The organism is Bradyrhizobium sp. CCBAU 25360, from assembly GCF_028128695.1.
GTDB lineage: Bacteria > Pseudomonadota > Alphaproteobacteria > Rhizobiales > Xanthobacteraceae > Bradyrhizobium > Bradyrhizobium ottawaense.
Genome location: NZ_LBJA01000045.1, coordinates 314355 through 338025, shown reverse-complemented (window position 1 = coordinate 338025; position 23671 = coordinate 314355). Strand labels below are relative to the sequence as shown.

Genomic DNA, 23671 nt, shown 5'->3' with positions numbered 1-23671 from the left:
GTGGCGGCTCCATCTAGCCGCAGAAGGCCGTGACACGCTCGACCGATCTTGCGGTTTGAGAGGATATCGCGGCATTCGCCGGCCCGTAGGGCGGATTAGCGAAGCGTAATCCGCCATCTTGAACGAGCAGCGGCGGATTACGGCTTGCGGCTAATCCGCCCTACGCACCTATCCCGCCATCAGCGCCTTCGCCAGCGCCATGTAGGCCGGCAGCGTCACGGGATCGTTGGCGGCGTTGCCCGCGACGGGATGCGAGGCGTAGCGCGCGATCACCATCTCGGCCTTCGGATCGACATAGATGCCCTGGCCGTAGACGCCGCGCGCCATGTAGGCGCCGTGGGCGTTGTGGCTGACCCACCATTGGTTGCAGTAGGAGGCGCCGGGCAAGGTGGTGTAGCCGGCGGGCTTGAACTTTTCGGGGTCGCCGCCGCGCGCGATGTCCTCGACCACGGATGATGGCACGATCTGGCGACCGTTGAAGCGGCCATGGTTGCGCATGGTCTCGCCGAAGCGGGCAAGATCGCGCAGTGTCGTGGAAAGACCGCCACCGCCGCTCTCGGTGCCGATGCGGTCGACGTGATAATACGCGTCCTCCTCCGCACCCATGGGAATCCAGATGCGCTCCGACAGAAGATCGGACAGCGTCATGCCGCTGGCGCGCCTGATGATCCAGGCCAGCACGTCGGTGTTGACGGTCTTGTACGCAAAGACCTTGCCGTGCTCGCCCTGCTTCTTCTGCGCCATCAGGAAATCGAAAATGGTGGTCGGGCCGTCATAATCGGGCTCGATCGGCGCCATGCCGTTGGCGCGCCGCAATCCCCACACGGCGGAATTCTTGTCGGTGTAGACCTCGGTGTATGCGAGGCCCGTGGTCATATCCATGACCTCGTGCACACGCGCGTCCCCGAACGCGCTGGCCTTCAGCTCCGGCACGTAGTCCGTGACGGGCGCCTGCGGATCGATCTCGCCCTCGCTGACAAGGATGCCGGCGAGCACACCGGTGAACGACTTCGTCACCGACATCCCGATATGCGGCTTGTGCGGCTTCAACGCGCCGAAATAGCGCTCATAGATCAGCTTGCCCCGATGCAGCACGGCGATGCCGTCCGCATAGGTCTCCTCCAGCATCTTTGCGAAGGTCATGGGCCGGCCGTCCATCGTGGTCGAGGCGACCGCGCCGATGTCACGGTCCTCGCGCGGCAGCAGCGAGGCCGGCCCTGCCCCGCGCCAGACGTTCACCGTCGGCACCAGCTGCCGGACATTGCTCCACGCCCAGCGCAACTCGGGAAAGCTGCGGAACGAGCCGTCCTGGAAGGTGATGGTGCGATCCGGCGCCGGCGGAAAGCCCTTCATCCAGCCGAGGGTCTCGGGATCGGTCTCGGCGGCGGTTGCGGGCTGTTGGCTGGGGGCGATCGCGGTGGACATGCAGGCTGGCTCCGGAGAGGGCGATGCGGATGTCGTATCACGGCCGAACGTGACGGACATCCGACGTTTGCGCCGGGTCCCTGCGCGCCGATCGGATCGGCGGCAGCGCCAGCCCTGCTCACCACCGCGCTGTCGCGCTCCCCAGCACGGTCCGTCCCTGCGTGAACGCGCAGGTCCCACCATTGCAGATCGGAACGCGCTCATCCGACAGATTGCGCGCATTCAGACCCAAGCGCATGCCGCGATAGTCGTAATGCACGCCCGCATCAAACGCCGTGACGGCCGGATTCCTGATCGTATTGACCTCGTCCGCCCAGGTCTGCCCGATCCATCGCGCACCGGCACCGACGCCAAAGCCTGCAAGCAGGCCATTCTGCCAGGTGTAATCGAGGAAGATCGCCGCCTGCTGCAACGGCACGCCGATCGGCACCTTGCCGAGATCAAGGCCATTGCTGCGCGTCACGATGGCATCGGTATAGCTGTAGGACGCGACACCTTTGAGACCCTCGGCCAGCGACAGCACGGCCTCGAGCTCGGCGCCGCGCGAACGAACCTGACCGGTCTGCACCGAAAAAGTCGGAAAGGCCGGATCGATGGTCAACACGTTGTCCTTGGTGAGGTTGAACCAGGTCGCGGTGAAGTAACTGTTCCAGCCAAGCGGCTGATACTTGATACCGGCTTCAAACGATTCACCCGTCGTTGGCGCGAATGGTGTACCGCCGCGCTGGGGTGCCGTCGTGCCGGTTAGCGGCAGAAACGATGTCGCATAGTTCACATAGGGGGCAAGCCCCGACTCGAACAGATACAACAATCCGGCGCGGCCGGTGAACTTGCTTGGCTCGCTGTTGCTCGTCACACCCGTCAGGTCGTTGCGGTTCGAGAGCTCGGCAAAATCCTGCCGGCCGCCGACGGTCAGCCGCCAGCCGCCCCACGCCATCTGGTCTTGTGCGTAAAGCCCGACCTGGCCGAGCGTTTGGCTGTTGGTGCTCATGAGCCCCAGAGGCATCGTCGGCGCCGAACTGCCGTAAACCGGATTGGTCAGATCGAGCGACGGCGCCAAGCCGGCATAATAGTCCAGCGTCGTGCTTTGCCGGAAATAATCAACACCCGCGAGGACCGTATGCTTGATCGGACCGGTGGCCAGCTTGGCCTCGATCTGGTTGTCGACGTTGAACGTGTTCAGCCGCTCACGGAAGGTCGCCGCGTAGCGATTGAGGGTGCGGCCATCCGGCGACAAACCGAGCGCATCGACCATGTTGCCCTCGAACGACACATGTCCGAGCCGGACATGCTGCCGGAACGCCAATGCCTCGTTGAAGCGATGCTCGAGCCTGTAACCGACCGAGGCCTGCCACTGCGTGAGCGCGTCGAATGCGGGATCGCCGAGACGAATATTGGTGACCACGCCGGTCACCGGGTTGCGAAGGTAATACGGCCACATCGACGTCTTGCTGCGCTCGTACTCGGCCAGCACGGTCAGCGTCGTATCCTCGTTCAGCTTGGCGGTCACGCTCGGGGCGAAGAACACGCGGTCGTCCCACGTCCCGGGAATCTGCGTGCCGCTGTCGCGCACCAGCCCGGTGAAGCGATAGAGCAGCTTGTCGTTATCAAGGCTCGGTCCGCTGAAGTCGAAACGTCCCTGATAGCGATCGAAATTGCCGATATCGAGGCCAACCTCGTTGAGCCGCTTGTCGAGCGGCATCTTGCTCACATAGTTCACCATGCCACCGGCTTCATTGGCACCGTACAGCACGGACGACGGACCGCGCATCACCTCGATGCGCTCGGCGCCATAGGGCTCGTTGCGGAAATAGGCGAACGAGCCGTTGCCCTGCCGCAAGCCGTCCCGATAATTGCCGTACTGGTTGGCCGCAAAGCCCCGGATCAGAAACTGATCATAACGCGGGTCGAAGCCGTATGGCTGCGTCTGCACGCCGGCGGTGTAGGCCAACGCCTCGCCGACGGTTCGTGCGCCGGTGTCGCGGATCTGGTCCTGCGTCACGACCGAGACGGACTGCGGCGTCTCGATCAGCGGCGTATTCGTCTTGGTGCCGGTGGCGCTGCGCGTTGCGACGAAGCCCTGGACCGGACCCATCGCACTCTGAAGAGTCGTGGCCGACACCGGAGCTGCTGCAGCAATCTGCGCCTCCCTGCGCGGATTCGGCCGCCGCACCGATCGTCGCATCTCGCTTGCGGCACCGGGCCGCGCGGACTGCGCGCGGCGGGCCTGCTGCGGCTTTGGAGCATCGACCGTCACTGGCGGTAGCTGAGATTGAGCGTAACTCTTGCCGTCAAGTCCTGCATCCAACACGAACAAACTGCAGGTCGCGAGAAAACCATGCCTCACGGCATTCAAACTCAGCATTCCAATCCCCGGTGAGCAAAAAATCAGACGCGGACTTATGGGCACACGGAAACGAGGAAGCGAAATTGAATGGGTCTAAAGAATGTCGTCTCGTCGCGACTGTGGCATTGTTGCGACTCCGATCCCGTATGCGCAGCGTGCGACAATCTGGACATCGCACCCCTTGATGGATGGCGCTGCGAGCGCTGCGTCAAACCGCCCCGCGGCGATGTTGAACAAACACCGGCGTCAGGCGTCTACCGTTTCACCCTGTCAACTCAGGCGCGGAACGGAAGGATCCCATGAAGGTTCGCAAGTTTGCCGTGGCGGATGCGTCGTTCGAACGCTCGCCCGGGCAGGACGGAGATATTTTCGCAGGCAATGTGATCGACCGGCGCCACGGCGGCCCGATCACCATCGGATACGGCCGCTATGCGCCGAACCAGAGCCTCGATGAAAAGCTCGCCGTGGACGATGTCATGCTCGTGCTGGAGGGCAAGCTATCGGTGTCGAGTGAAGCCGGCACCGTCACGGCAGGCCCCGGCGAGATCATCTACATGCCCAAGGGCGAGAAGGTCACTATCCGCTCGCACGAGCAAGGCGCCGTCACGGCCTACGTCACCTATCCACATTGGCAGGAGGCGCATGAGTGAGACGTTTCGGGTCCGGCACGGCTCTCAGGCCCTCTTGCCGCTCCGCTTGGTCAGCGGCGCATTGCGCCGCTCCCGCTTGCCGCGCACGATTTCCGTCGCCAGCGCGTCGAGCTTCGGCTCCCAGAAAGTCCTGAACCGACCGACCCAGGCATCCACTGCCTGAAGTCCGGCCACGTCGACCGAGTAGAGGCGTCGTTGCGCTTGCGCTCGAACGGTCGCAAAGCCGCTCTCGCGCAGCACCTTCAGGTGCTGCGACACGGCGGCTTGCGTGATGCCGAACTCGGCGCCGATCGCCTCGACGACTTCCCCGGAGGCCATCTCTCCCGGGGCGAGCAGTTCGAGGATGCGTCGGCGCACGGGATCGGCGAGGACTTCGAAGACGTGCATCAGCTTCCTGTGCCGGGGTGCGCGATGTCAGGCGGCATCTCGCCGCGATAGAAGGCAATGGTACGGTCCGAGCGCTGCTTCGCCGAGGCCGCATCCACCCCGCTCGCGACATGCGCTGCGCGCCAATACTCACCGCTCCCGGTCATGAATTCCTTGCCCTCGGGCGAGCCCATCCACGCCTCGGCCGTCTCGTGGTCGACCGATGCCCCCGTCGCAACGTATCGCTCGAGCCCGGCAATGGCGAGGTCCCAACCGATGCCGACCGCACCCGGACCGAACTGATTCCAATGATCCTCGATGATCGCGCTGTGCTCGAGCGTCAAGCGCGCCTGGCTCCGTTCTGCCGCCAGCGTGACGTCGATCCAGCTCACCGCGCCTGCAAATTCCCACGTCGCCGCAAAATGAGTTGGCGGCGCACAGGCCGTGATGGTGCCGCCCGCATTGCCCTTGAGCTGATATCTTCCGCCGAGCTGGAGATCTCCCTCGACCGGCAGAAACCAGCGCGGGATGCGTTCCCTGCTCGTCACCGCATCCCAGAGATCGTCGACGCTGGTGTCGTAGAGCCGCGTCAAGGTGACCGCACTGGCCGCCTTCCCGTCCTTCTCGAAATTGCGCACCGAACGCGTGACAAGCCCCAACACCCTGGCAACGTCGATCTCCATCCCGGACCTCCCTTTTTGGTTTCGGGAAGGAATATCGGCATGCGCTTATATAAGTCAATACTTATATTATAGCATGCGACCCTCGCCTGGCCGTTGAGCACGAGGGGTTCCGCCGCACACACTTTGAGCGCGCGCCGGTTCGAACACTTTATCCTCGACCTCGAGGACTTCAACCGGCGCTAATGCGATGGCCGCCGGCCGGGCCCGCTTGCGCTGGCGCTACCTCAGTACCGATGCTACGAGGCTGCACGCTCAGGATGAATCACGAATGACCTCTTGAGGAAGTCCAATCTCAAACGGAATCCAGGAATGAACGTAACTGTCTCGATCCTCGTCCTCGCTGCCGAGCTTCTCATCAGCGCGCTGAGTGCCTTCATCTCAATTGCCGCGCTTGGCTTTGCAGGAGAGGCCACCCGATCCAAGGACCTGACGGCCTTCGGCTGGATCCTCGGAGCTCTCTACATCATCGTCGCCCTGACGCCCCTCGTCGCAACCACATGGGTAGCCTACGGGCGGTTTGTTTCGGACAAGGCATTTCCCGTGCTCGAGGTCATCTCGTCCCCGTACCTGGTCCCGGTGGTGCTGTTAGTCGGCGCCGCGATCTTCTGCGTCGGGCTGCTGGCGTTCCAGAATGGCGCGGGGTTGGCGCCGCGGTAAGTGCCCATCCTACGCGTTGACCTCGCTCGCTTTCCCTATTGCTTGAAGCAATGTTCGCGATGCCATTTCAGGAAGTGCGGGTGTGGGCGATCTGATATTCGCCGCGGCGCAAGTGCGTACCCCGTCTTATTGATGATTGATCGCGCGCCGTCCGGATCGTTTGTCTGGCGCGAGATCAATATCTTCAAATCGTCCGCCAGGCTAATGAGGCCGCGATCGAACATCCAATGCGCGGTACCACAAAGTGCGATGCCATTGCTAATGATGTCAGGTCCACGCGCCTCGACCGGTCGTATGTGAGCGGCTGCGACCTCGGCACGCCCCATTCCATTGATAAGCTTCAGCCCGGTGATGGCACAACGCTCATCGTAGGCGCGAAGCACGACGCGACGGAAGACTCGATCGCGCAAAATCCTAGATACCGTCACGCTAATACGCTCGCGCTGCTGTTCGAATCTGAACGGCACCGCCTCCTCGTTAAGGTCGAGTGGACGGACATCGTCATCGCGTCGCGGCAACAGCGGCGCATTCTCCGCCAGACCAAGTTCACATATTCTGTTGAAGTCGCCGGGGGAGATTGGACGGACTGCAGACTGAGCGCGTCCTGAAATTCGTCCCTGCTCATTCAGGACGCCGCGCTCTACGGGACCAGTTGGCCCGTTGAAGGGGACCGGATTGGCGAAATCGAGGTAACTTCCGGGTTCGATCATAGCCAAATACATTCCCGAAGTACCTGGATCGGGAACAACCTGCTGAACCCGCGCAATCGCAAAGTAGCCCCGCGTCTCAGCGACCTTGCTCGGTTCGTAGTAGATTATCCAATCACCGACGCAGGCTTCAACGCGGCGAAGATACTGGCTGGGAAATTGATATTGTTCAGCGGGGCTGTCATCGTAGATCGAGTCCGATCGATGGATGAATACCCCAAATCCCATGATCTAAGCGACGCCGCCTCCCCGAAGCGCTTGAGATTGAATAGGCACCCCCTACTCCCACTCAATCGTCCCGGGCGGCTTGCTGGTCACGTCGTACACCACCCTATTCACGCCCTTCACCTCGTTGATGATGCGCGTGGCGGTCTCGCCCAGGAACTTCATGTCGAACTGGTAGAAGTCCGCGGTCATGCCGTCGGTTGAGGTGACGGCGCGCAGGCCCACGACGTAGTCGTAGGTGCGGCCGTCGCCCATGACGCCCACCGTCTTCACGGGGAGCAGCACGGCGAAGGCCTGCCAGATCTCGTCGTAGAGACCGTGCTTGCGGATCTGGTCGATGTAGACGGCGTCCGCCTTGCGCAGGATGTCGAGCTTGTCGCGGGTAATGTCGCCAGGGCAGCGGATGGCAAGGCCCGGGCCCGGGAACGGATGGCGGCCGACGAAGATCTCGGGCAGGCCGAGTTCGCGGCCGAGCTTGCGCACCTCGTCCTTGAACAGCTCGCGCAGCGGCTCGACGAGCTTCATGTTCATGCGCTCGGGCAGGCCGCCGACATTGTGGTGCGACTTGATCGTCACCGAGGGGCCGCCGGTGAAGGAGACGCTCTCGATCACGTCGGGGTAGAGCGTGCCTTGCGCCAGGAAGTCGGCGCCGCCGATCTTCTTGGCCTCCTGCTCGAACACCTCGATGAAGAGGCGGCCGATGGTCTTGCGCTTGGTTTCGGGATCGGTGACGCCTTCGAGCTCGCCGAGGAACTGCTTGGACGCATCCACGTGCACGAGCGGGATGTTGTAGTGGTGGCGGAACAGGTCGACCACGGTCTTGGCCTCGTCGAGGCGGAGCAGGCCGTGATCGACGAACACGCACGTCAGCTGCTCGCCGATGGCTTCGTGGATCAGCACGGCCGCCACGGCGGAATCGACGCCGCCGGAGAGGCCGCAGATCACCTTGCCCTTGCCGACCTGGGCGCGGATTTTTGCGATCTCCTCCTCGCGGAAGGCGCGCATGGTCCAGTCGCCGGTGAGCCCTGCGATCTTGCGCACGAAGTTGCGGATCAGTTTCGCGCCGTCGGGCGTGTGCACCACTTCGGGGTGGAACATCAGGCCGTAATATTTGCGCGTCTCGTCCTGGATGATCGCGAACGGCGCGTTCGGCGAGGTGCCGGCAACGGAGAAGCCCGGCGGCATCTTGGTGATGCGGTCGCCATGGCTCATCCAGACCTGGTTCTTGCCGCCCGACGACCAGACGTCCTCGAACAGCTTGCTCGGCGCCTTCACCTCGACGTCGGCGCGGCCGAATTCGCGGTGATGGCCACCCTCGACCTCGCCCCCGAGCTGGGCCGCCATGGTCATCTGGCCGTAGCAGATGCCCATCACGGGCACGCCGGAATCGAAGATCGCTTGCGGGGCGCGGGGCGAGCCGGCCTCGTGGACCGACTCGGGGCCGCCCGAGAGAATCACCGCTTTCGGCTTCATCTCGTTGAAGGCGGCTTCGGCCTTGTTGAACGGGACGATCTCGCAATAGACGCCGTCCTCACGCACGCGACGCGCGATCAGCTGCGTCACCTGGCTGCCGAAGTCGACGATGAGAATCTTGTCGTGCGCCGAGGCCACCGAGGGCGTCGACGCGGAGCGGTCGTTCTGTGCTGCTGTCATGGCCAGCAGATACGCGACGGGGGCTTTTCCCGCAACCGCGCGGGCCGCGCGCCCACATTCTTCTTTGGGCATGGACAAGGCGGATATAGGTAAGTATCATTGACCTAATATGCCCCGCTCTTCAAACAGGGGCCTATCAGGGAGAACGCCATGCCGCAGCATCATCAGCCGTCAACGCTTGCCGAGCTCGGCCGGACCTGGGTCGAGGCCTGGAACGCGCGCGATCTTGAACGCGTGCTCGCGCTCTATGACGAGGCCGCCGTGATGACCTCGGACCGCATTCCGGCGCTGGGGTTCGATGCCAGCGGAACGTTGCGCGGCAAGGACGCCTTGCGGGCCTACTGGGGCAAGGCGCTTGGGCTGCTGCCGGAGCTGCATTTTTCGCTGATCGAGCTGTTCGTCAGCCCCGATAGCGTCGTGGTGTTCTACGCGAACGAGCGCGGCAAGAAGATCTGCGAATATCTGCGGGTGAATGATGCGGGGCTGATCGTGCAGGGCTCGGCGAACCATTTGGTGCACTAGTCTATCCCCGTAATTGCGAGCGCAGCGAAGCAATCCAGAATCTTTCCGCGGATACATTCCTGGATTGCTTCGTCGCAAGGGCTCCTCGCAATGACGAAGTTTGTTGCTAATAGCGAGCCAAGCAGCATCGCCCCCAATTCAGGACCTCCCTCATGAAGCTTCCCACCTCCCCGTTCACCGTCACCGACTGGAGCAAGGTCAGCCCGACCACACACCCCGGCGAGCATGGCGAGGCCATTTGGCGCACGCTCAACATCGGCGATCTCCGGGTGCGGATGGTCGAGTATTCGCCGGGCTATTTGGCCGACCATTGGTGCGATCGCGGCCACGTGCTCTACGTGCTCAAGGGCGAGCTCGACAGCGAGCTGCGCGACGGGCGCAAATTCAAGCTCACGGCCGGGATGAGCTACCAGGTCTCGGACTACGGCGACGCCGCGCACCGGTCCTCGACCGCGACCGGGGCGACGCTTTTCATCGTGGACTGAGATCCGCCGGGCGGTTAATTTGCACCGCAAAATAGCAAAGTCGCGCGACGCGCCGGCTCACGGGTGGTGCCTTGAACTGGCCCCAAATTCTCGCTATATTGTGATCATCGATACTTGGCCGAACGACTGGGCCGCTTCGCTTCGTTGCTGACGGGCGCGCACGCTTCAGATGAATTCTCCAAACATCGACTCATCAGGGACTATGGGCGCAATGCTGCGTACCGGTCCGCGTGCGTACTCAATCTAACTAACTAAAGGAAATTCCCATGGCTATGGGCACCGTGAAGTGGTTCAACACCCAAAAGGGTTATGGTTTCATCCAGCCGGACGACGGCCAGAAGGACGTGTTCGTGCACATCAGCGCCGTCGAGCGCGCCGGCCTCTCTTCCCTCAACGAGGGTCAGAAGGTCTCGTTCGACATCGTCGCCGATCGTCGCAGCGGCAAGTCCTCGGCTGACAATCTCCGCGTCGGCTAACGCCTACGCAGCGTTCTGACCACGGACGTACCGGCAGAACGTTAGAAAAATGAAAGCCCCGCGACCGGGATCCGGTCTGCGGGGTTTTTGTTTTTGGCTCCCCGTCATTCCGGGGCTCGCGAAGCGAGAGCCCGGAATCCATTGGACCGCAGAGACTGCCGCGCGATGGATTCCGGGCTCGCCCTGCGGGCGCCCCGGAATGACGGCGGAGTATTGTCAGCCCGCCTTCTTCAACACTGAGACGAAAAACCCGTCCGTCCCGGTCCGCCGCGGCGTCATCAGCCAGCCCTCGGGCGACTGCAGCGCGGCCTCGCCAAACGCCTCCGCCTTGTCCCACAGCACGCTCGCGGTCTGCTCGGGCGGCACGGCCGCGAACTCGGGATGGCGCGCGACGAATGCCCTCACCTGCTCGCCGTTCTCTTCCGAAAGCACCGAGCAGGTGATGTAGGCAATGCGGCCGCCAGCCTTCACCAGCGGCACCGCGCGCTCCAGCACCTCGGCCTGGTCGCGCAGGCGAATCTCCAGCGCGCCCGGGCGCATGCGCCATTTGGCATCGGGGTTGCGGCGCCAGGTTCCGGTTCCCGTGCAGGGCGCGTCGATCACGACGAGGTCGGCAGAGGCGCGGATGTCGGCCAACGGATCGGCCTCGCCCTTGGGCGTGCGGACATCGGCATTATGGACCCCGGCGCGCGAGAGGCGCTCGTGGATCGGCGCGAGCTGGCGCTTGTCGCTGTCGGTCGCGATAAGCCGGCCCTTGCCCTGCATCAGAGCGGCGAGCGCCAGGGTCTTGCCGCCGGCGCCGGCGCAGAGGTCGATCACCTGCTCGCCGGGCTTTGCCGCGGTGAATTGGGCGGCCAGCTGCGATCCCTCATCTTGCACTTCAATGGCGCCCTTGATGAAATCCTCCTCGGCCTGGATCCCGGGGTTGCGTGCATCGGCCGAAAGCGCGATGCGCAGGCCCGTTGCCGACCAAGGCGTCGGTTTCGCATGAAGATGAGCAAGCGACTGCAGCGCCTTGTCGCGGTTGGATTTTAGCGTGTTGACGCGCAGGTCGAGCGGTGCCCGGCTCGCCATCGCGGCCGCCTCCGCGGCACGGTCCTCGCCGAACACTTTTGCCAGGTGCGGATCCAGCCATTCGGGATAGTCGCCGGCGATCGCGGCCGGCGCGTCCTTCAGGGACCGCGAGGCGAGCGCGGCCGCTTCCGCCTCGGTCAGCGGCGCCGGCGCAAAGCGGCTGCCGTCGAACAAGGCGCCCATCGTGGCCGTGTCCATGTCGCGCTCGAGCCGGAGCATGCCGATCAACCTGGCACGCGCGGTACCGGACTCCATCAGGAACGCGCTCGAGGCGTAGCGGCGCAGCACGTCCCAGACCAGGCCGGCAATGGCGGCGCGGTCGCCCGAGCCGGCAAAGCGGTGCGCGGTGCCCCACTCCTTCAGCGCCTTGGCCGCGGGCACGCGGTCCTTCTCGATGGTGTCGATCAGTTCGATGGCTGCGGACAGCCGGGCAGCGGGAGTCATTTGAATCTTTCAGATTGGCATTGGCGGGCGCGCCTAGATCAGCAACAGCATTTTCAGCGCGAAGTAGATCCACATCGCCAGCAGCACCAGCACGCCGGCGAGCCAGATCGTGGAGCGCCGGCCGAGATCGTTCGAGGAGACGAACACGCCGGCATGGGCAAAGCGCGTCACCACGAACACCCAGGACATCAGCACGATGAAGAGATCGGCATGGCGCAAGGGCAGCGCCAGCGCGATCAGGACGTAGAGCAGGACCGGCAGCTCGAACTGGTTGCGGTAGCAATTGGCGATCTGTGTGGCGCCCTTCGGCCAGTTCGGCTCGCCGAGTGCAATGTCGCGGATGCTGGTTTCGCCGGAGACCAGCGTCTTGCGGCGCGCGAACACCATGCCGATCAGAAGCGCGAAGGTAAGGCCGACCTGCACGAAGACAGGGAGCAGGACCATTTGGACGGACATCGGAACTTTCCCGTAAGGCGGAACGCCGCGAACCGTCATTAGCCGCCGCTCCTCGTCCTGACAATCAACCAGTTGAACCGGCGTTCCCGGTCTTGCGACCAACCACCGATAGTTAAAGCGATTTCGGCTCCTTTTCGGGAGCCCAAGGCGAGATAGAGGCGAGATGGCGCCATGACCACCCTGTCCAGCCTCTGGACCGAATCCGCCGACGGCCAGCTCGGTATCCTGATGTCGGCCCTCTCAGGTATCGCGATGGCGCTTGCGGTCGCGCTGGCGATGACGGTCTACTTTCGCCTGAGCTACCGAACCTCGCGCGACGTCGTCAGGCATGGCCTCGCCGCTCTGGCCGCCACTGCCCTGTTCGCCTTCGCCGTCTACGACATGCGCCACGCCGCGCTCGCCTATCTCGGTCTCAATCCGTCCAAGCCCGCCGTCGAGTTCGAAATCCGCATGCCCCGGGCGATGCTGACGGCGGTGACCGACAGCCAGATCGAGCTGCATACCGACCGCAACCAGACACTGGCGCTGGTCGAGGGCGTGCGCGACCTCTCGGATGGCCGTGCGCTGCTGCGCGGCGCGGTCGCGCTCAACCACCGCACCGCGGACCGCGTGCTGGTCGTGAACCTGCCGGGCAATGGCATTTTCGAGTTCCGCCTCCGTCTGCCCGCCGAGCCGCATCGCTCCGTCGAGTTCGGTCCCTGGCACCTCGCCGACCGCATCGCCTCGCCGCTCGCCGACACCGTCGCGCCGCAGGACGCCTACACGATCCGCTACCGCGTGCTTTAAACTTTGTTCGTTGCGATCCATGCCCGCGCCGTCATCGTTCCGACGCGCAAGCACGGGTACGGTGATCGCATGTCCGAATTTCGCCTGACGCAGATTTCCGACACCCATCTCGGCCGGCGCTTCCCCGGCCTGGTCGCCAACTTCCAGGCGATCAGCGAACATATCGACGGTAACCGGCCCGATCTCGTCATCAACACCGGCGACGTCGCCTTCGACGGGCCGACCGGCCGCGACGATGTCGTCTTCGCAAAAGACCTGCACGACGCCCTGCCCGTCGCCTGCCGTTACCTCCCCGGCAATCACGACATCGGCGACAATCCGACCGCGGTTGGCCCGGCGCCGAAACCGCCGGTCACGGAAGCGCATCGCCGGCAATTCTGCGACCTCATCGGCGAAGACCATTGGTCATTCGAGGCCGCCGGCTGGCGCTTCATCGGCCTCAACTCGCTGGTGATGAATTCCGGGCTCGCCTTCGAGGCCGAGCAGTTCGACTGGCTGTCGCAACAGATCGCGCGCACGAACGGCAGGCCGGTCGCGCTGTTCCTGCACAAGCCGGTGTTTCTCAACCTGCCGGACGATCCCGAGACGCCGGAGACCGCGATCCGCTACGTGCCGCAACCGGCACGGGCACGGCTGATCGAGATGCTCGGGACGATCGACCTGCGCCTCATCGCCAGCGGCCACGTGCACCAGCGGCGCGACTTCACCTGGCGCCACACCCGCCATGTCTGGGCGCCGTCGGCCGGCTTCGTCATCAACGATCAGCGCCAGGACCGGATCGCGATCAAGGAAGTCGGGCTGGTCGAATACCGCTTCCGGCCCGACAGTTTCGAGGTCCGCCACGTCAGGGCTGCGGGCCAGGTCGATGTCGACATCGAGGAGCTGCTCGTCCAGATGGGCGGCGAGCATTAAGGCGCGCTGATCCGCTCAGGCGACGCTCTTGAGGTCCTGCTGGATCGCAGCGAGCAAGGATTGCAGCGCCTCGCTGTTCACCGGCTTGGCCGCGAGATCATTGGCAGGCGGCTGCCTGGCGGGCTGCACGGCCTTGACCGGGCGCTTTGGGAATGGCGGGGGCGGTGCCGGCATCGAGGGGCGCGTCAGATCGCCCTCCTCGTCGACATGGACGAACTTGCCATGGATGACGTCGTCGTGGCGGCCCATGACGAACATGGCCAGCCAATAGCCGGCAGCAAGCAGGATAACGCAGAAAACACTGATCTCTAACATCGCAGCACCTAAAATATGCCCGATGATTCAATGCCTTCGCGATCCCGTCAATGAACAGCCGGTCACACCTGCGGCTTTTGCGGGCAGGTGTGACCATTTGGTGACTCTTTCTTAACTATCCCGGGGCGGCATGTGGCTCCCGAGCCACGGGAGTCCCAGTCCCTGTCGCGCTAGGCCTTGTCCGGCCCGACCCGGACCAGCTGCTTGCCGAAATTAGCGCCCTTCAAGAGGCCCATGAAGGCGCCAGGCGCGCTTTCCAGGCCCTCGGTGACGAACTCCTTGTACTTGACCTTGCCGTCGCGGACCCAAGAGGACATGTCGCGCAGGAAGTCGCCATGGCGCGAGGCGAAGTCGGAGACAATGAAGCCGCGGAAGGTCAGCCGCTTCGTCAGCGTCGCTCGCATCATCGATGCGGCCCATTTCGGCGCCTTGGCTTCGGTGTCGTTGTAGTGCGCGATCAGGCCGCACACCGGCACACGCGCGAACGGATTGAGCAGGGGGAACACCGCCTCGAACACGGCGCCGCCGACATTCTCGAAATAGACGTCGATACCTTTCGGACAGGCCTCCTTCAGCTTGGCGGCCAATTCGGGATCGCGGTGATCGATGCAGGCATCGAAGCCGAGTTCCTTCACCACGTAGGCGCACTTGTCCTTGCCGCCGGCAATGCCGACCGCGCGTGCGCCCTTGATCTTCGCGATCTGCCCCACCGCCGAGCCGACCGCACCGGAGGCACCCGCGACCACGACGGTCTCGCCTGCTTGCGGCTTGCCGATGTCGAGCAGGCCCGTATACGCAGTCATGCCGGGCATGCCGAGCACGCCGATCGAGGTCGAGATCGGACCGAGCTTCGGATCGACCTTGATCAGGCCCTTGCCGTTCGAGATCGCATGCGTCTGCCAGCCGGTCCGTGCACGGACGATGTCGCCCTTGGCGAAATCCGGATTGTTGGAGGCCGCGACCTCGCTCACCGCCTCGCCTTCCATCACGCCGCCGACCGGCACCGGCGCAGCATAGGACGGACCATCACTCATGCGCCCGCGCATATAAGGATCGAGCGAGAGCCAGATCGTGCGCAGCAGGACTTCGCCTGCCGCAGGCGCCGGGACAGCGAATTCCTCGATACGGAAATCAGACGGTTTGGGCTCACCGACGGGACGCGCGGCGAGAACGATGCGCTTGGCTTGGGACATGATGGCTTCCTCCTGATTGTCTTTCGACGTGAACGGAAGCGGAGGGAGGTAGCTGCGTCAATACAAAAGCGGTGACGCGTGATGGCGTTTCACGCGCAGCTCTCGTGTCCCGGACGCGCAGCGTTGCTGCGCAGAGCCGGGACCCAGAAAGCGACACGGCAAAATGCCGAGACATGGGCCCCGGCTCTGCAGCGCATCACCGAAGAGGTGCTGCGCTGCGTCCGGGGCACGAGAGCGGAGTAACTAGCCCCCGCCCGGATAGTTCGGGCTCTCGCGCGTGATGGTGACGTCGTGGACGTGGCTTTCGCGCAGGCCGGCGCCGGTGATGCGGACGAACTGGGCCTTGTCGTGCAGGTCCTTCATGTCCTTTGCGCCGACATAGCCCATCGCGGCGCGCAGGCCACCGGCAAGCTGGTGCATGACGTTGCCGACCGGGCCCTTGTAGGGCACCTGGCCCTCGATGCCTTCAGGCACGAGCTTGAGCGTGTCCTTGATGTCCTGCTGGAAGTAGCGATCGGCAGATCCGCGCGCCATCGCGCCGACCGAGCCCATGCCGCGATAGGCCTTGTAGGAACGGCCCTGCCACAAAAACACTTCACCGGGCGTCTCGTCGGTACCGGCCAATAGCGAGCCGACCATCGCGATGTCGGCCCCCGCGGCGAGCGCCTTGGCGAGGTCGCCGGAGAACTTGATGCCGCCGTCGGCGATGACGGGAATGTCGGCCTTCTTCGCCGCTTCCACCGCATCCATGATCGCGGTGAGCTGGGGAACGCCGACGCCGGCGACGATGCGCGTGGTGCAGATCGAGCCCGGGCCGATGCCGACCTTGATGCAGTCGGCGCCAGCATCGATCAGGGCCTGCGTGCCCTCGGTGGTAGCAACGTTGCCGGCAACGACCTGCACGGAGTTGGAGAGACGCTTGATGCGGTTCACGGCATGCAGCACATGACGGGAATGGCCGTGCGCGGTGTCGACGACGACGAGGTCGACGCCGGCATCGATCAGCCGCTCGGTGCGCTCGAAGCCGGTGTCGCCGACGGTGGTGGCGGCGGCAACGCGCAGGCGCCCCTGGGCATCCTTGCAGGCGAGCGGATGGGCGACCGCCTTCTCCATGTCCTTGACGGTGATGAGGCCGACGCAGCGATATTGCTCGTCGACGACGAGCAGCTTCTCGATGCGATGCTGGTGCAGCATCCGCCGCGCCTCGTCCTGGCTGACATTCTCGCGCACCGTGACGAGACCTTCATGCGTCATCAGCTCGGAGACTTTTTGCCGGCGGTCGGTGGCAAAGCGCACGTCGCGGTTGGTGAGGATGCCGACCAGCTTGCCCGGCGTGGACTTGCCGGCGCCGGTGACGACGGGAATGCCGGAGATGCCGTGATCGCTCATCAGCTTGAGCGCGTCCTCGAGCGAGGCCTCGGGGCTGATGGTGAGCGGGTTCACCACCATGCCGGACTCGTAGCGCTTGACCTGCCGCACCTGCGCGGCCTGCCCTTCGGGATCGAAATTGCGGTGGATGACGCCGAGGCCGCCGGCCTGCGCCATCGCGATCGCCATGCGGGCTTCGGTAACGGTGTCCATGGCGGAGGCCATGATCGGGATGTTGAGCGGTATGGCGCGGGTGACGCGGGAGCGGATGTCGACCTCGCCCGGCATGACGTCCGACAGGCCCGGCTTCAGCAGCACGTCGTCGAACGTAAAGGCTTCGCGAATGCCTTGTTGCACCGTGGCCATGTGCCAACTCCTTCCGCGGCCCTGCCGCAAATAGCTATGGATGAGCGCCGCCCTCGGCGTACCTTGCGGCATCGCCTTGAGAATCGGAGCCCATCGGTGGGGTTGACGCGGGTCGATAGCACGGTCGCGTGACGAATCAAAGCAATTCGGACCGCCGGCCAGCCATGCACAGGCTTTTTTGGCCAGTTCAGCGTGGATAGCCGGGGGCAGCCCCCTTCTCGTCATTCCGGGGCGCGACGACGTCGCGAGCCCGGAATCCATCCCGCAGCGGTCCCTGCGGCCCAATGGATTCCGGGCTCGCGCCAAGTGGCGCGCCCCGGAATGACGAAGGAGCGCGACACGCAACCCTGGAGAGAGGTCACACCGTTGTTACGCGGGATCTAGGTGCTATGCGTCGATCCGCAATGGTCGGGGGCCGGCGGCGGTGATAAGCCGCAATTCCACCCTTCCTTCCGATTTTCATTACCAATCCGTCATGGTCGACAAGCAACGCGTCATTCCGCTGATCGTGGCCACCGCGCTTTTCATGGAGAACATGGACTCGACGGTGATCGCCACTTCGCTGCCGGCGATCGCAGCCGACATCGGCACCAGCCCGCTGACGCTGAAACTCGCGATCACGTCCTATCTGCTGTCGCTGGCGGTGTTCATCCCGGCGAGCGGCTGGACCGCCGACCGCTTCGGCGCGCGGATGGTGTTCGCGATCGCCGTCGGCGTGTTCATGGTCGGATCGGTCGGCTGCGCGCTCTCCTCCTCGGTCACCGATTTCGTGTTCGCGCGCGTCCTGCAAGGCATGGGCGGGGCGATGATGACGCCGGTCGGGCGCCTGGTGCTGTTGCGCTCGGTCGACAAGAGCGCGCTGGTCAACGCCATGGCCTGGGTGACGGTCCCTGCCCTGATCGGTCCCGTGATCGGGCCGCCGCTCGGCGGCTTCATCACGACCTACGCGTCCTGGCACTGGATCTTCCTGATCAACATCCCGATCGGGCTGCTCGGCATCTTCATGGCGCTGCGCTTCATCGACCCGATCAAGAGCGAGGAGCGCGAGCCGTTCGACCTCTACGGCATGGTGCTCGCAGGCATCGGCCTCGCCGGCATCGCCTTCGGCCTGTCCGTTGCTGGTCTCAACCTGCTGCCGTGGAGCACCGTCGCCGCGCTGATCGCGGGCGGCGCGATCTCGATGACACTCTACGTCATTCACGCCCGGCGCACCGGCTCGCCGGTGCTCGACTTCTCGCTCCTGAAGCTGCCGACGCTGCGCGCCGCCGTGTTCGGCGGCTTCCTGTTCCGGCTCGGCATCGGCGCGCTGCCGTTCCTGCTGCCGCTCTTGATGCAGATCGGCTTCGGTCTGTCGCCGTTCCATTCGGGTCTCGTCACCTTCGCCTCTTCGCTCGGCGCCATGGGCATGAAGACGCTGGCGGCGCGCATCATCCGCACCTTCGGCTTCCGCAATCTGATGACGGTGAACGCGATCGTCAGCGCCTTCTTCCTCGCCGTCTGCGCGCTGTTCACGGTGACGACGCCGCTGCTCATCATCATGGTCATCCTGGTGGTCGGCGGCTTCTTCCGCTCGCTCGAGTTCACCGCGATCAACACGGTCGCCTATGCCGACGTCGAGACTGCGCAGATGAGCCGCGCCACCACCCTCGTCAGCGTCAACCAGCAGCTCGCGGTCTCCGCCGGCGTCGCCGTCGGCGCGGCCTGCGTGGAAACGACGATGTGGTTCAACCATGTCAGCGAAATCGACGCCACCGTGTTCGCCCCCGCCTTCCTCGTGGTCGCGCTGACCTCGGCGGCGTCGAGCTGGTTCTTCTGGCAGATGCCCGTCGATGCCGGCCACGAGATCTCCGGCCGCAAGGCCGTGGAGATCGCCAGTCGCAAGGGTGCCGGCAAGGGTGCAGAAAAGGCGGCGGTCAAGGCGGCGTCCGAGGATACGCAGGACGTGCGGGATCAAAGGTTGGGGTGAGTTGAGCGAGCGGGCGCCTCACACTCGGTGTCGTCCCTGCGAACGCAGGGACCCATAACCACAGGGAGGAGACGTTGCGCGAGTCTGCCACTCCGAGTCTTCGCCAAACTTCTCCCTGTGGCTATGGGTCCCGGATCGGCGCTTCGCTCCAGACAACGCTACGCGTTGTCGGGAGCTCCGCTTGTCCGGGACGACAGCGGAGATTGGCTCAGGCAGCCCCGCCCCGAAATCCCGTCGCCAGCACGTAGCGTTCCGAGGAATCCTGCCGGCTCGCCGCGGGCTTCACGTGACGCACCGTCGCAAAATCGCGCTTGAGCTGGGCGAGCAGATCGGCATCGGCGCCGCTCTGGAACGTCTTGGCCAGGAACGCGCCGCCGGGCTTGAGCACGTCGCACGCAAACGCCGCGGCGGTCTCGACCAGGCCGACGATACGGAGCTGGTCGGTCTTGCGGTGGCCGGTGGTGTTGGCGGCCATATCGGACATCACGAAATCGGCGCCGCCGCCCAGCATCGCGGTCAGCTTCTCAGGCGCTTCGTTGGCCATGAAGTCGAGCTGCGCGAAATCCACGCCGGGGATCTCCGGCATTTCCAACAGATCGATGGCAACGACCTTGCCCTTGCCTTCCACCGAGCCGACGCGCTTGGCCGCGATCTGGCTCCAGCCGCCGGGCGCCGCGCCGAGGTCGACGACGGCCATGCCGGGTTTCAAGAGCCGGAATTTGTCGTCGATCTCCAGAAGCTTGAACGCGGCGCGCGAGCGGTAGCCCGCCGCCTTGGCCTTCACGACATAGGGATCGTTGAGCTGCCGCTCCAGCCACAGCTTCGACGACAATTTGCGCTTGCCGCCGGTCTTGACCTTGGTCTTGACTTGGACGTGCAAGCGGCCGGTGGTGTCCTTGGCCATCTCACCAGCTCCTGAGCGCGCCGTCCTCGCGCATCATCTCGACCAGCATGCCCTCGCGCAGGCCACGGTCGGCGACGCGCAGGCGCGGCAGCGGAAAGGCGCGGCGGATCGCATCGAGGATGGCGCAGCCGGCGAGCACGAGATCGGCGCGCTCGACGCTGATGCAACTGTTGCCGGCGCGCTCCTCGTAGCTCATGCCGAGCAGCTTGTTGATGGTCGCGGTGATGTCGGAATCGTTCATCCAGATGCTGTCGATGCGGCGGCGGTCATAGCGCGCGAGGTTGAGATGGATGCCGGCGAGCGTCGTCACCGTGCCCGAGGTGCCGAGCAGGTGCATGTCGGCGAGATCGCCGCCGTGGACTTCGGCGAACGGCGCGACGTGGTTCGCCACCTCCTGCTCCATCGCGGCGTAGATCTCCGGCGTCACGTCGCGGCCGCCGAATTGCTCGGCGAGCGTGACCACACCGTAGGGGATCGACATCCAGGCCTTGATCCGCGGCTCCGGATTTTGCGGATCGCGCTCGATCCGCACCAGCTCGGTCGAGCCGCCGCCGATGTCGAACAGGATCGCGCCGCGGCCCCTGGGGTCGACCAGCGGCGAGCAGCCGAGCACGGCGAGCGCGGCCTCGGTCTCGCGGTCGATCACTTCGAGCTCGATGCCGGTCTCGGCCGCGACGCGGCTGCGGAACCCCTCCGCATTCGAGGCGGCGCGGCAGGCTTCGGTCGCGATTAGCCGCAACCGGCGCGCTTTGCGCAAATTGATCTTGTCGCGGCAGATGCTGAGCGCGGCAATGGCACGCTCGATCGCGGCGTCGCTGATGCACCCCGTCGACGAGACCCCCTCCCCGAGCCGGATAATGCGCGAGAAGGAATCGACGACGCGAAAGCCGTCCTGGGTCGGACAGGCGATCAGCAGCCTGCAATTGTTGGTGCCGAGGTCCAGCGCCGCATAGACGCCGGTTCCCGACGCCTGCGCGCCGACAGCCGGTTCGGTGGCCAACGCCACCGCCGCCATCGACCCCTCCAGCTCACCGTGCGGCGCATGGCCGTCGCGGAGCCGCGTGTGGTCATTCATACAAACTGTCTTTCCGCGGCCGGTCGGGCCGGTCTGGAATTGATTTTTCGCCTGAAACATTAGCAGCGCAGCCGGCCTGCGCAACAACGCATCACATGGGACCATGCCCATTCGTGCGTTGTCGTGAACGGGGTGGTGGGTTATCTCAATGGAGTCCGGTGCCCCGCTGCCGCGAAAATGCGCAAATGCCGGCTTTTCAGGTCAATTCCATGCAAGAACACACCAAATCGTCCACGCTCGAAAACGCTATTGCACTGCAAAAATATGGCGTCGGGCAACCCGTCCGCCGCAAGGAGGACGACACGCTGGTGCGCGGCAAGGGCCGCTATACCGACGATTTCAACCTGCCCGGCCAGGCCTATGCCGTGGTCGTCCGTTCCACCCGCGCCCATGGAATCATCCGCGGCATCGGCATCGACGCCGCCAAGGCGATGCCGGGCGTGCTCGGCGTGTGGACAGGCAGGGATCTCGATGCCGCCGGCTATGGCCCCTTCACCTGCGGCCTGCCGCTGAAGAGCCGCGACGGCTCGCCTTTGCTCCAGACCAACCGCCAGCCGCTGGCGACCGACAAGGTCCGCTTCGTCGGCGATCCCGTCGCCTTCGTGGTTGCCGAGACACTGGCGCAGGCGCGCGATGCGGCTGAGGCGGTCGAGCTCGATATCGAGCCGCTGCCAGCCGTGACGGATCCCGAGGACGCGGCCAAGCCCGGCGCGCCGCAGCTCTATGAGCACATTCCTGGTAACGTGGCGCTCGACTACCACTATGGCGACATGGAGAAGGTCAACGCGGCCTTCGCCAACGCCGCCCATGTCACCAGGATGGACATCGAAAACACCCGTGTCGCCGTGGTCTCGATGGAGCCGCGCGTCGGCCTTGCCTCCTACGACAAAAAGACCGAGCGCTACACGCTTCAGGTGCCGACGCAGGGCGTCGCCGGCAACCGCGCCAACCTCGCCAAGAACCTGAAGGTGCCGAACGAGAAAGTGCGCATCCTCACCGCCAATGTCGGCGGCTCCTTCGGCATGAAGAACATCAACTATCCCGAGTACATGTGCATCCTGTATGCGGCGAAGGAATTGGGAAAGCCGGTGAAGTGGCTCGACGAGCGCTCGACCGCCTTCCTCTCCGACAGCCACGGCCGTGCGCAGAAGATCCACGCCGAGCTGGCGCTCGACGCCGAAGGGCATTTCCTCGCGGCCAAGCTGTCCGGCTACGGCAATCTCGGCGCCTACATCACCGGCGTCGCGCCGGGGCCGCTCTCGCTCAATACCGGCAAGAATTTTTCCAGCGTCTACCGCACGCCGTTGATGGCAGTCGACATCAAGGTGGTGCTGACCAACACCACGCTGATGGGCGCCTATCGCGGCGCCGGCCGGCCCGAGGCGAACTACTACATGGAGCGGCTGATCGATCGCGCTGCCGACGAGATGGGCATCAACCGGCTGACCTTGCGCAAGCGCAATTTCATCAAGCAGAACCAGATGCCGTTCGCGGCGTCCTCCGGCGTCACCTATGACAGCGGCGACTTCCAGGCCGTGTTCAACAAGGCGCTCGAAATCTCCGACCACGAGAATTTCGCCAAGCGCAAGAAGGAGAGCAGGAAGGCCGGCAAGCTGCGCGGCATCGCCGTCGGATCCTATCTCGAGGTCACGGCGCCGCCGAGCCCGGAGCTGGGAAAGATCGTGTTCGACGCTGACGGCACCGTGCAGCTCATCACCGGCACGCTCGATTACGGCCAGGGCCATGCCACGCCATTCGCGCAGGTGCTGAGCGAGCAGCTCGGTGTTCCCTTCGAGAGCGTCAAGCTGGTGCAGGGCGACAGCGACATCGTCCATACCGGCAACGGCACCGGCGGCTCGCGCTCGATCACGGCAACCGGCCAGGCCATCGTGGGGGCTGCAAAGCTCGTCATCGAAAAAGGCAAGCGCGCAGCGGCGCATATGCTCGAAGCGTCCGAAGCCGACATCGAATTCGAAGGCGGCAGCTTCACCATCGCCGGCACCGATCGCAGTATCGACATCATGGAGCTTGCCAAGCGCTTGCATGACGGCAAGACGCCGGAGGGCGTGCCCGATAGCCTCGACGTCGATCACACCAGCGAACCAGTCGCCTCGGCGTTCCCGAACGGCTGTCATGTCGCCGAGGTCGAGATCGACCCCGAAACCGGCGTGGTGCAGATCGTGCGCTACAGCGCGGTCAACGATTTCGGCACGGTGATCAACCCGCTGCTGGTCGCAGGCCAGCTCCATGGCGGCGTGGTCCAGGGCATCGGGCAAGCGCTGATGGAGCACTTCCGCTACGACGAGAGCGGCCAGCCGATCACGGGCTCGCTGATGGACTACGCGCTGCCGCGCGCTGAGGACGTTCCCAACATGACGGTCGGCGATCACCCGGTGCCCGCGACGACCAATCCGCTCGGCAGCAAGGGCTGCGGCGAAGCCGGCTGCGCCGGCAGCCTGTCGACGGTGGTGAACGCGGTGCTCGACGCGCTCTCGGACCACGGCATCAAGCAGATCGACATGCCGCTGACCCCGGAGCGCGTGTGGCGGGCCATTCAGGACGCGAAGGGCAAGGCGGCGTAAGGCTGCCCTTTCTCAGTCGTCATGGCCGGGCTAA

The 23671-nt window shown here is 64.6% G+C and carries 22 protein-coding genes; 9 read left to right on the top strand and 13 right to left on the bottom strand.

Annotation, left to right across the window (positions count from 1 at the left end):
- Positions 1–168 precede the first annotated feature (168 nt).
- Both XH81_RS35665 and XH81_RS35660 read right to left on the bottom strand, forming a co-directional pair.
- Positions 169–1425: a serine hydrolase domain-containing protein gene (locus XH81_RS35665; protein WP_028145093.1), complete on the bottom strand. Its 1257-nt coding sequence runs from the start codon at positions 1423–1425 to the stop codon at positions 169–171.
- 118 nt (positions 1426–1543) lie between these two features.
- A complete protein-coding gene (locus XH81_RS35660) occupies positions 1544–3547 on the bottom strand; it encodes a TonB-dependent siderophore receptor (protein WP_212436791.1) in 2004 nt (667 codons plus the stop codon).
- 524 nt (positions 3548–4071) lie between these two features.
- Here XH81_RS35660 and XH81_RS35655 point away from each other — a divergent pair.
- Positions 4072–4422 (top strand): AraC family ligand binding domain-containing protein, encoded by a 351-nt coding sequence (locus XH81_RS35655; RefSeq protein ID WP_028145095.1) that lies wholly within the window; start codon positions 4072–4074, stop codon positions 4420–4422.
- 24 nt (positions 4423–4446) lie between these two features.
- Here XH81_RS35655 and XH81_RS35650 read toward each other — a convergent pair whose 3' ends face one another.
- A complete protein-coding gene (locus XH81_RS35650; protein ID WP_028145096.1) occupies positions 4447–4809 on the bottom strand; it encodes an ArsR/SmtB family transcription factor in 363 nt (120 codons plus the stop codon).
- Positions 4809–5471: an SRPBCC family protein gene (locus tag XH81_RS35645; RefSeq protein ID WP_018317656.1), complete on the bottom strand. Its 663-nt coding sequence runs from the start codon at positions 5469–5471 to the stop codon at positions 4809–4811. Before XH81_RS35645 ends, XH81_RS35650 begins: the two co-directional genes overlap by 1 nt.
- 309 nt (positions 5472–5780) lie before the next feature.
- Between XH81_RS35645 and XH81_RS35640 the strand changes: the two genes are divergently transcribed.
- Complete coding sequence (locus XH81_RS35640) at positions 5781–6128, top strand: hypothetical protein (RefSeq protein ID WP_028145097.1); 348 nt, start codon at positions 5781–5783, stop codon at positions 6126–6128.
- Positions 6129–6163: 35 nt separating this feature from the next.
- Here the strand turns inward: XH81_RS35640 and XH81_RS35635 are convergent, their stop codons facing one another.
- Together XH81_RS35635 and guaA are read right to left on the bottom strand one after the other, a co-directional pair.
- On the bottom strand, positions 6164–7063 hold the full coding sequence (locus tag XH81_RS35635) for an HNH endonuclease (protein ID WP_080670309.1): 900 nt from the start codon (positions 7061–7063) through the stop codon (positions 6164–6166).
- A gap of 51 nt (positions 7064–7114) precedes the next feature.
- Positions 7115–8713: a glutamine-hydrolyzing GMP synthase gene (guaA, locus tag XH81_RS35630; protein WP_028145099.1), complete on the bottom strand. Its 1599-nt coding sequence runs from the start codon at positions 8711–8713 to the stop codon at positions 7115–7117.
- A 150-nt stretch (positions 8714–8863) separates the two neighbouring features.
- Between guaA and XH81_RS35625 the strand changes: the two genes are divergently transcribed.
- The 3 genes from XH81_RS35625 to XH81_RS35615 all read left to right on the top strand — a co-directional run bounded on the left by XH81_RS35625 (position 8864) and on the right by XH81_RS35615 (position 10196).
- Positions 8864–9235, top strand: coding sequence for a nuclear transport factor 2 family protein (locus XH81_RS35625; RefSeq protein ID WP_028145100.1), 372 nt, complete (start codon positions 8864–8866; stop codon positions 9233–9235).
- A gap of 152 nt (positions 9236–9387) precedes the next feature.
- Entirely contained in the window at positions 9388–9720 is a 333-nt protein-coding gene (locus tag XH81_RS35620) for a DHCW motif cupin fold protein (protein WP_028145101.1), read from the top strand.
- Between the two features lie 266 nt (positions 9721–9986).
- A complete protein-coding gene (locus XH81_RS35615) occupies positions 9987–10196 on the top strand; it encodes a cold-shock protein (protein WP_008141931.1) in 210 nt (69 codons plus the stop codon).
- A 216-nt stretch (positions 10197–10412) separates the two neighbouring features.
- On the opposite strand, the gene XH81_RS35610 is transcribed toward XH81_RS35615, so the two are convergent.
- Together XH81_RS35610 and XH81_RS35605 are read right to left on the bottom strand one after the other, a co-directional pair.
- Positions 10413–11714 carry an RsmB/NOP family class I SAM-dependent RNA methyltransferase gene (locus XH81_RS35610; RefSeq protein ID WP_028145102.1) on the bottom strand — a complete coding sequence of 434 codons (1302 nt, stop codon included), beginning with the start codon at positions 11712–11714 and terminating at the stop codon, positions 10413–10415.
- Positions 11715–11747: 33 nt separating this feature from the next.
- Positions 11748–12170, bottom strand: coding sequence for an MAPEG family protein (locus tag XH81_RS35605; protein ID WP_028145103.1), 423 nt, complete (start codon positions 12168–12170; stop codon positions 11748–11750).
- 171 nt (positions 12171–12341) lie between these two features.
- Here XH81_RS35605 and XH81_RS35600 point away from each other — a divergent pair, with 171 nt between their 5' ends.
- Together XH81_RS35600 and XH81_RS35595 are read left to right on the top strand one after the other, a co-directional pair.
- Positions 12342–12956 carry a hypothetical protein gene (locus tag XH81_RS35600; RefSeq protein WP_028145104.1) on the top strand — a complete coding sequence of 205 codons (615 nt, stop codon included), beginning with the start codon at positions 12342–12344 and terminating at the stop codon, positions 12954–12956.
- Between the two features lie 69 nt (positions 12957–13025).
- Positions 13026–13868: a metallophosphoesterase family protein gene (locus XH81_RS35595; protein WP_028145105.1), complete on the top strand. Its 843-nt coding sequence runs from the start codon at positions 13026–13028 to the stop codon at positions 13866–13868.
- Positions 13869–13883: 15 nt separating this feature from the next.
- Here XH81_RS35595 and XH81_RS35590 read toward each other — a convergent pair whose 3' ends face one another.
- The 3 genes from XH81_RS35590 to guaB all read right to left on the bottom strand — a co-directional run bounded on the left by XH81_RS35590 (position 13884) and on the right by guaB (position 17110).
- Positions 13884–14183, bottom strand: coding sequence for a hypothetical protein (locus XH81_RS35590; protein WP_028145106.1), 300 nt, complete (start codon positions 14181–14183; stop codon positions 13884–13886).
- A gap of 170 nt (positions 14184–14353) precedes the next feature.
- Positions 14354–15376: an NADP-dependent oxidoreductase gene (locus XH81_RS35585; protein ID WP_028145107.1), complete on the bottom strand. Its 1023-nt coding sequence runs from the start codon at positions 15374–15376 to the stop codon at positions 14354–14356.
- Between the two features lie 243 nt (positions 15377–15619).
- Positions 15620–17110, bottom strand: a complete 1491-nt coding sequence (gene guaB, locus XH81_RS35580; protein WP_028145108.1) for an IMP dehydrogenase — start codon at positions 17108–17110, stop codon at positions 15620–15622.
- A 475-nt stretch (positions 17111–17585) separates the two neighbouring features.
- Here guaB and XH81_RS35575 point away from each other — a divergent pair, with 475 nt between their 5' ends.
- Positions 17586–19076: a DHA2 family efflux MFS transporter permease subunit gene (locus XH81_RS35575; RefSeq protein WP_028145109.1), complete on the top strand. Its 1491-nt coding sequence runs from the start codon at positions 17586–17588 to the stop codon at positions 19074–19076.
- Positions 19077–19284: 208 nt separating this feature from the next.
- Here XH81_RS35575 and XH81_RS35570 read toward each other — a convergent pair whose 3' ends face one another.
- Positions 19285–19980: an RlmE family RNA methyltransferase gene (locus XH81_RS35570; protein ID WP_028145110.1), complete on the bottom strand. Its 696-nt coding sequence runs from the start codon at positions 19978–19980 to the stop codon at positions 19285–19287.
- Position 19981: 1 nt separating this feature from the next.
- Positions 19982–21055, bottom strand: a complete 1074-nt coding sequence (locus tag XH81_RS35565; protein ID WP_028145111.1) for a Ppx/GppA phosphatase family protein — start codon at positions 21053–21055, stop codon at positions 19982–19984.
- Between the two features lie 209 nt (positions 21056–21264).
- Here XH81_RS35565 and XH81_RS35560 point away from each other — a divergent pair, with 209 nt between their 5' ends.
- Positions 21265–23637, top strand: coding sequence for a xanthine dehydrogenase family protein molybdopterin-binding subunit (locus XH81_RS35560; protein ID WP_028145112.1), 2373 nt, complete (start codon positions 21265–21267; stop codon positions 23635–23637).
- The last annotated feature ends 34 nt before the right edge of the window (positions 23638–23671 follow it).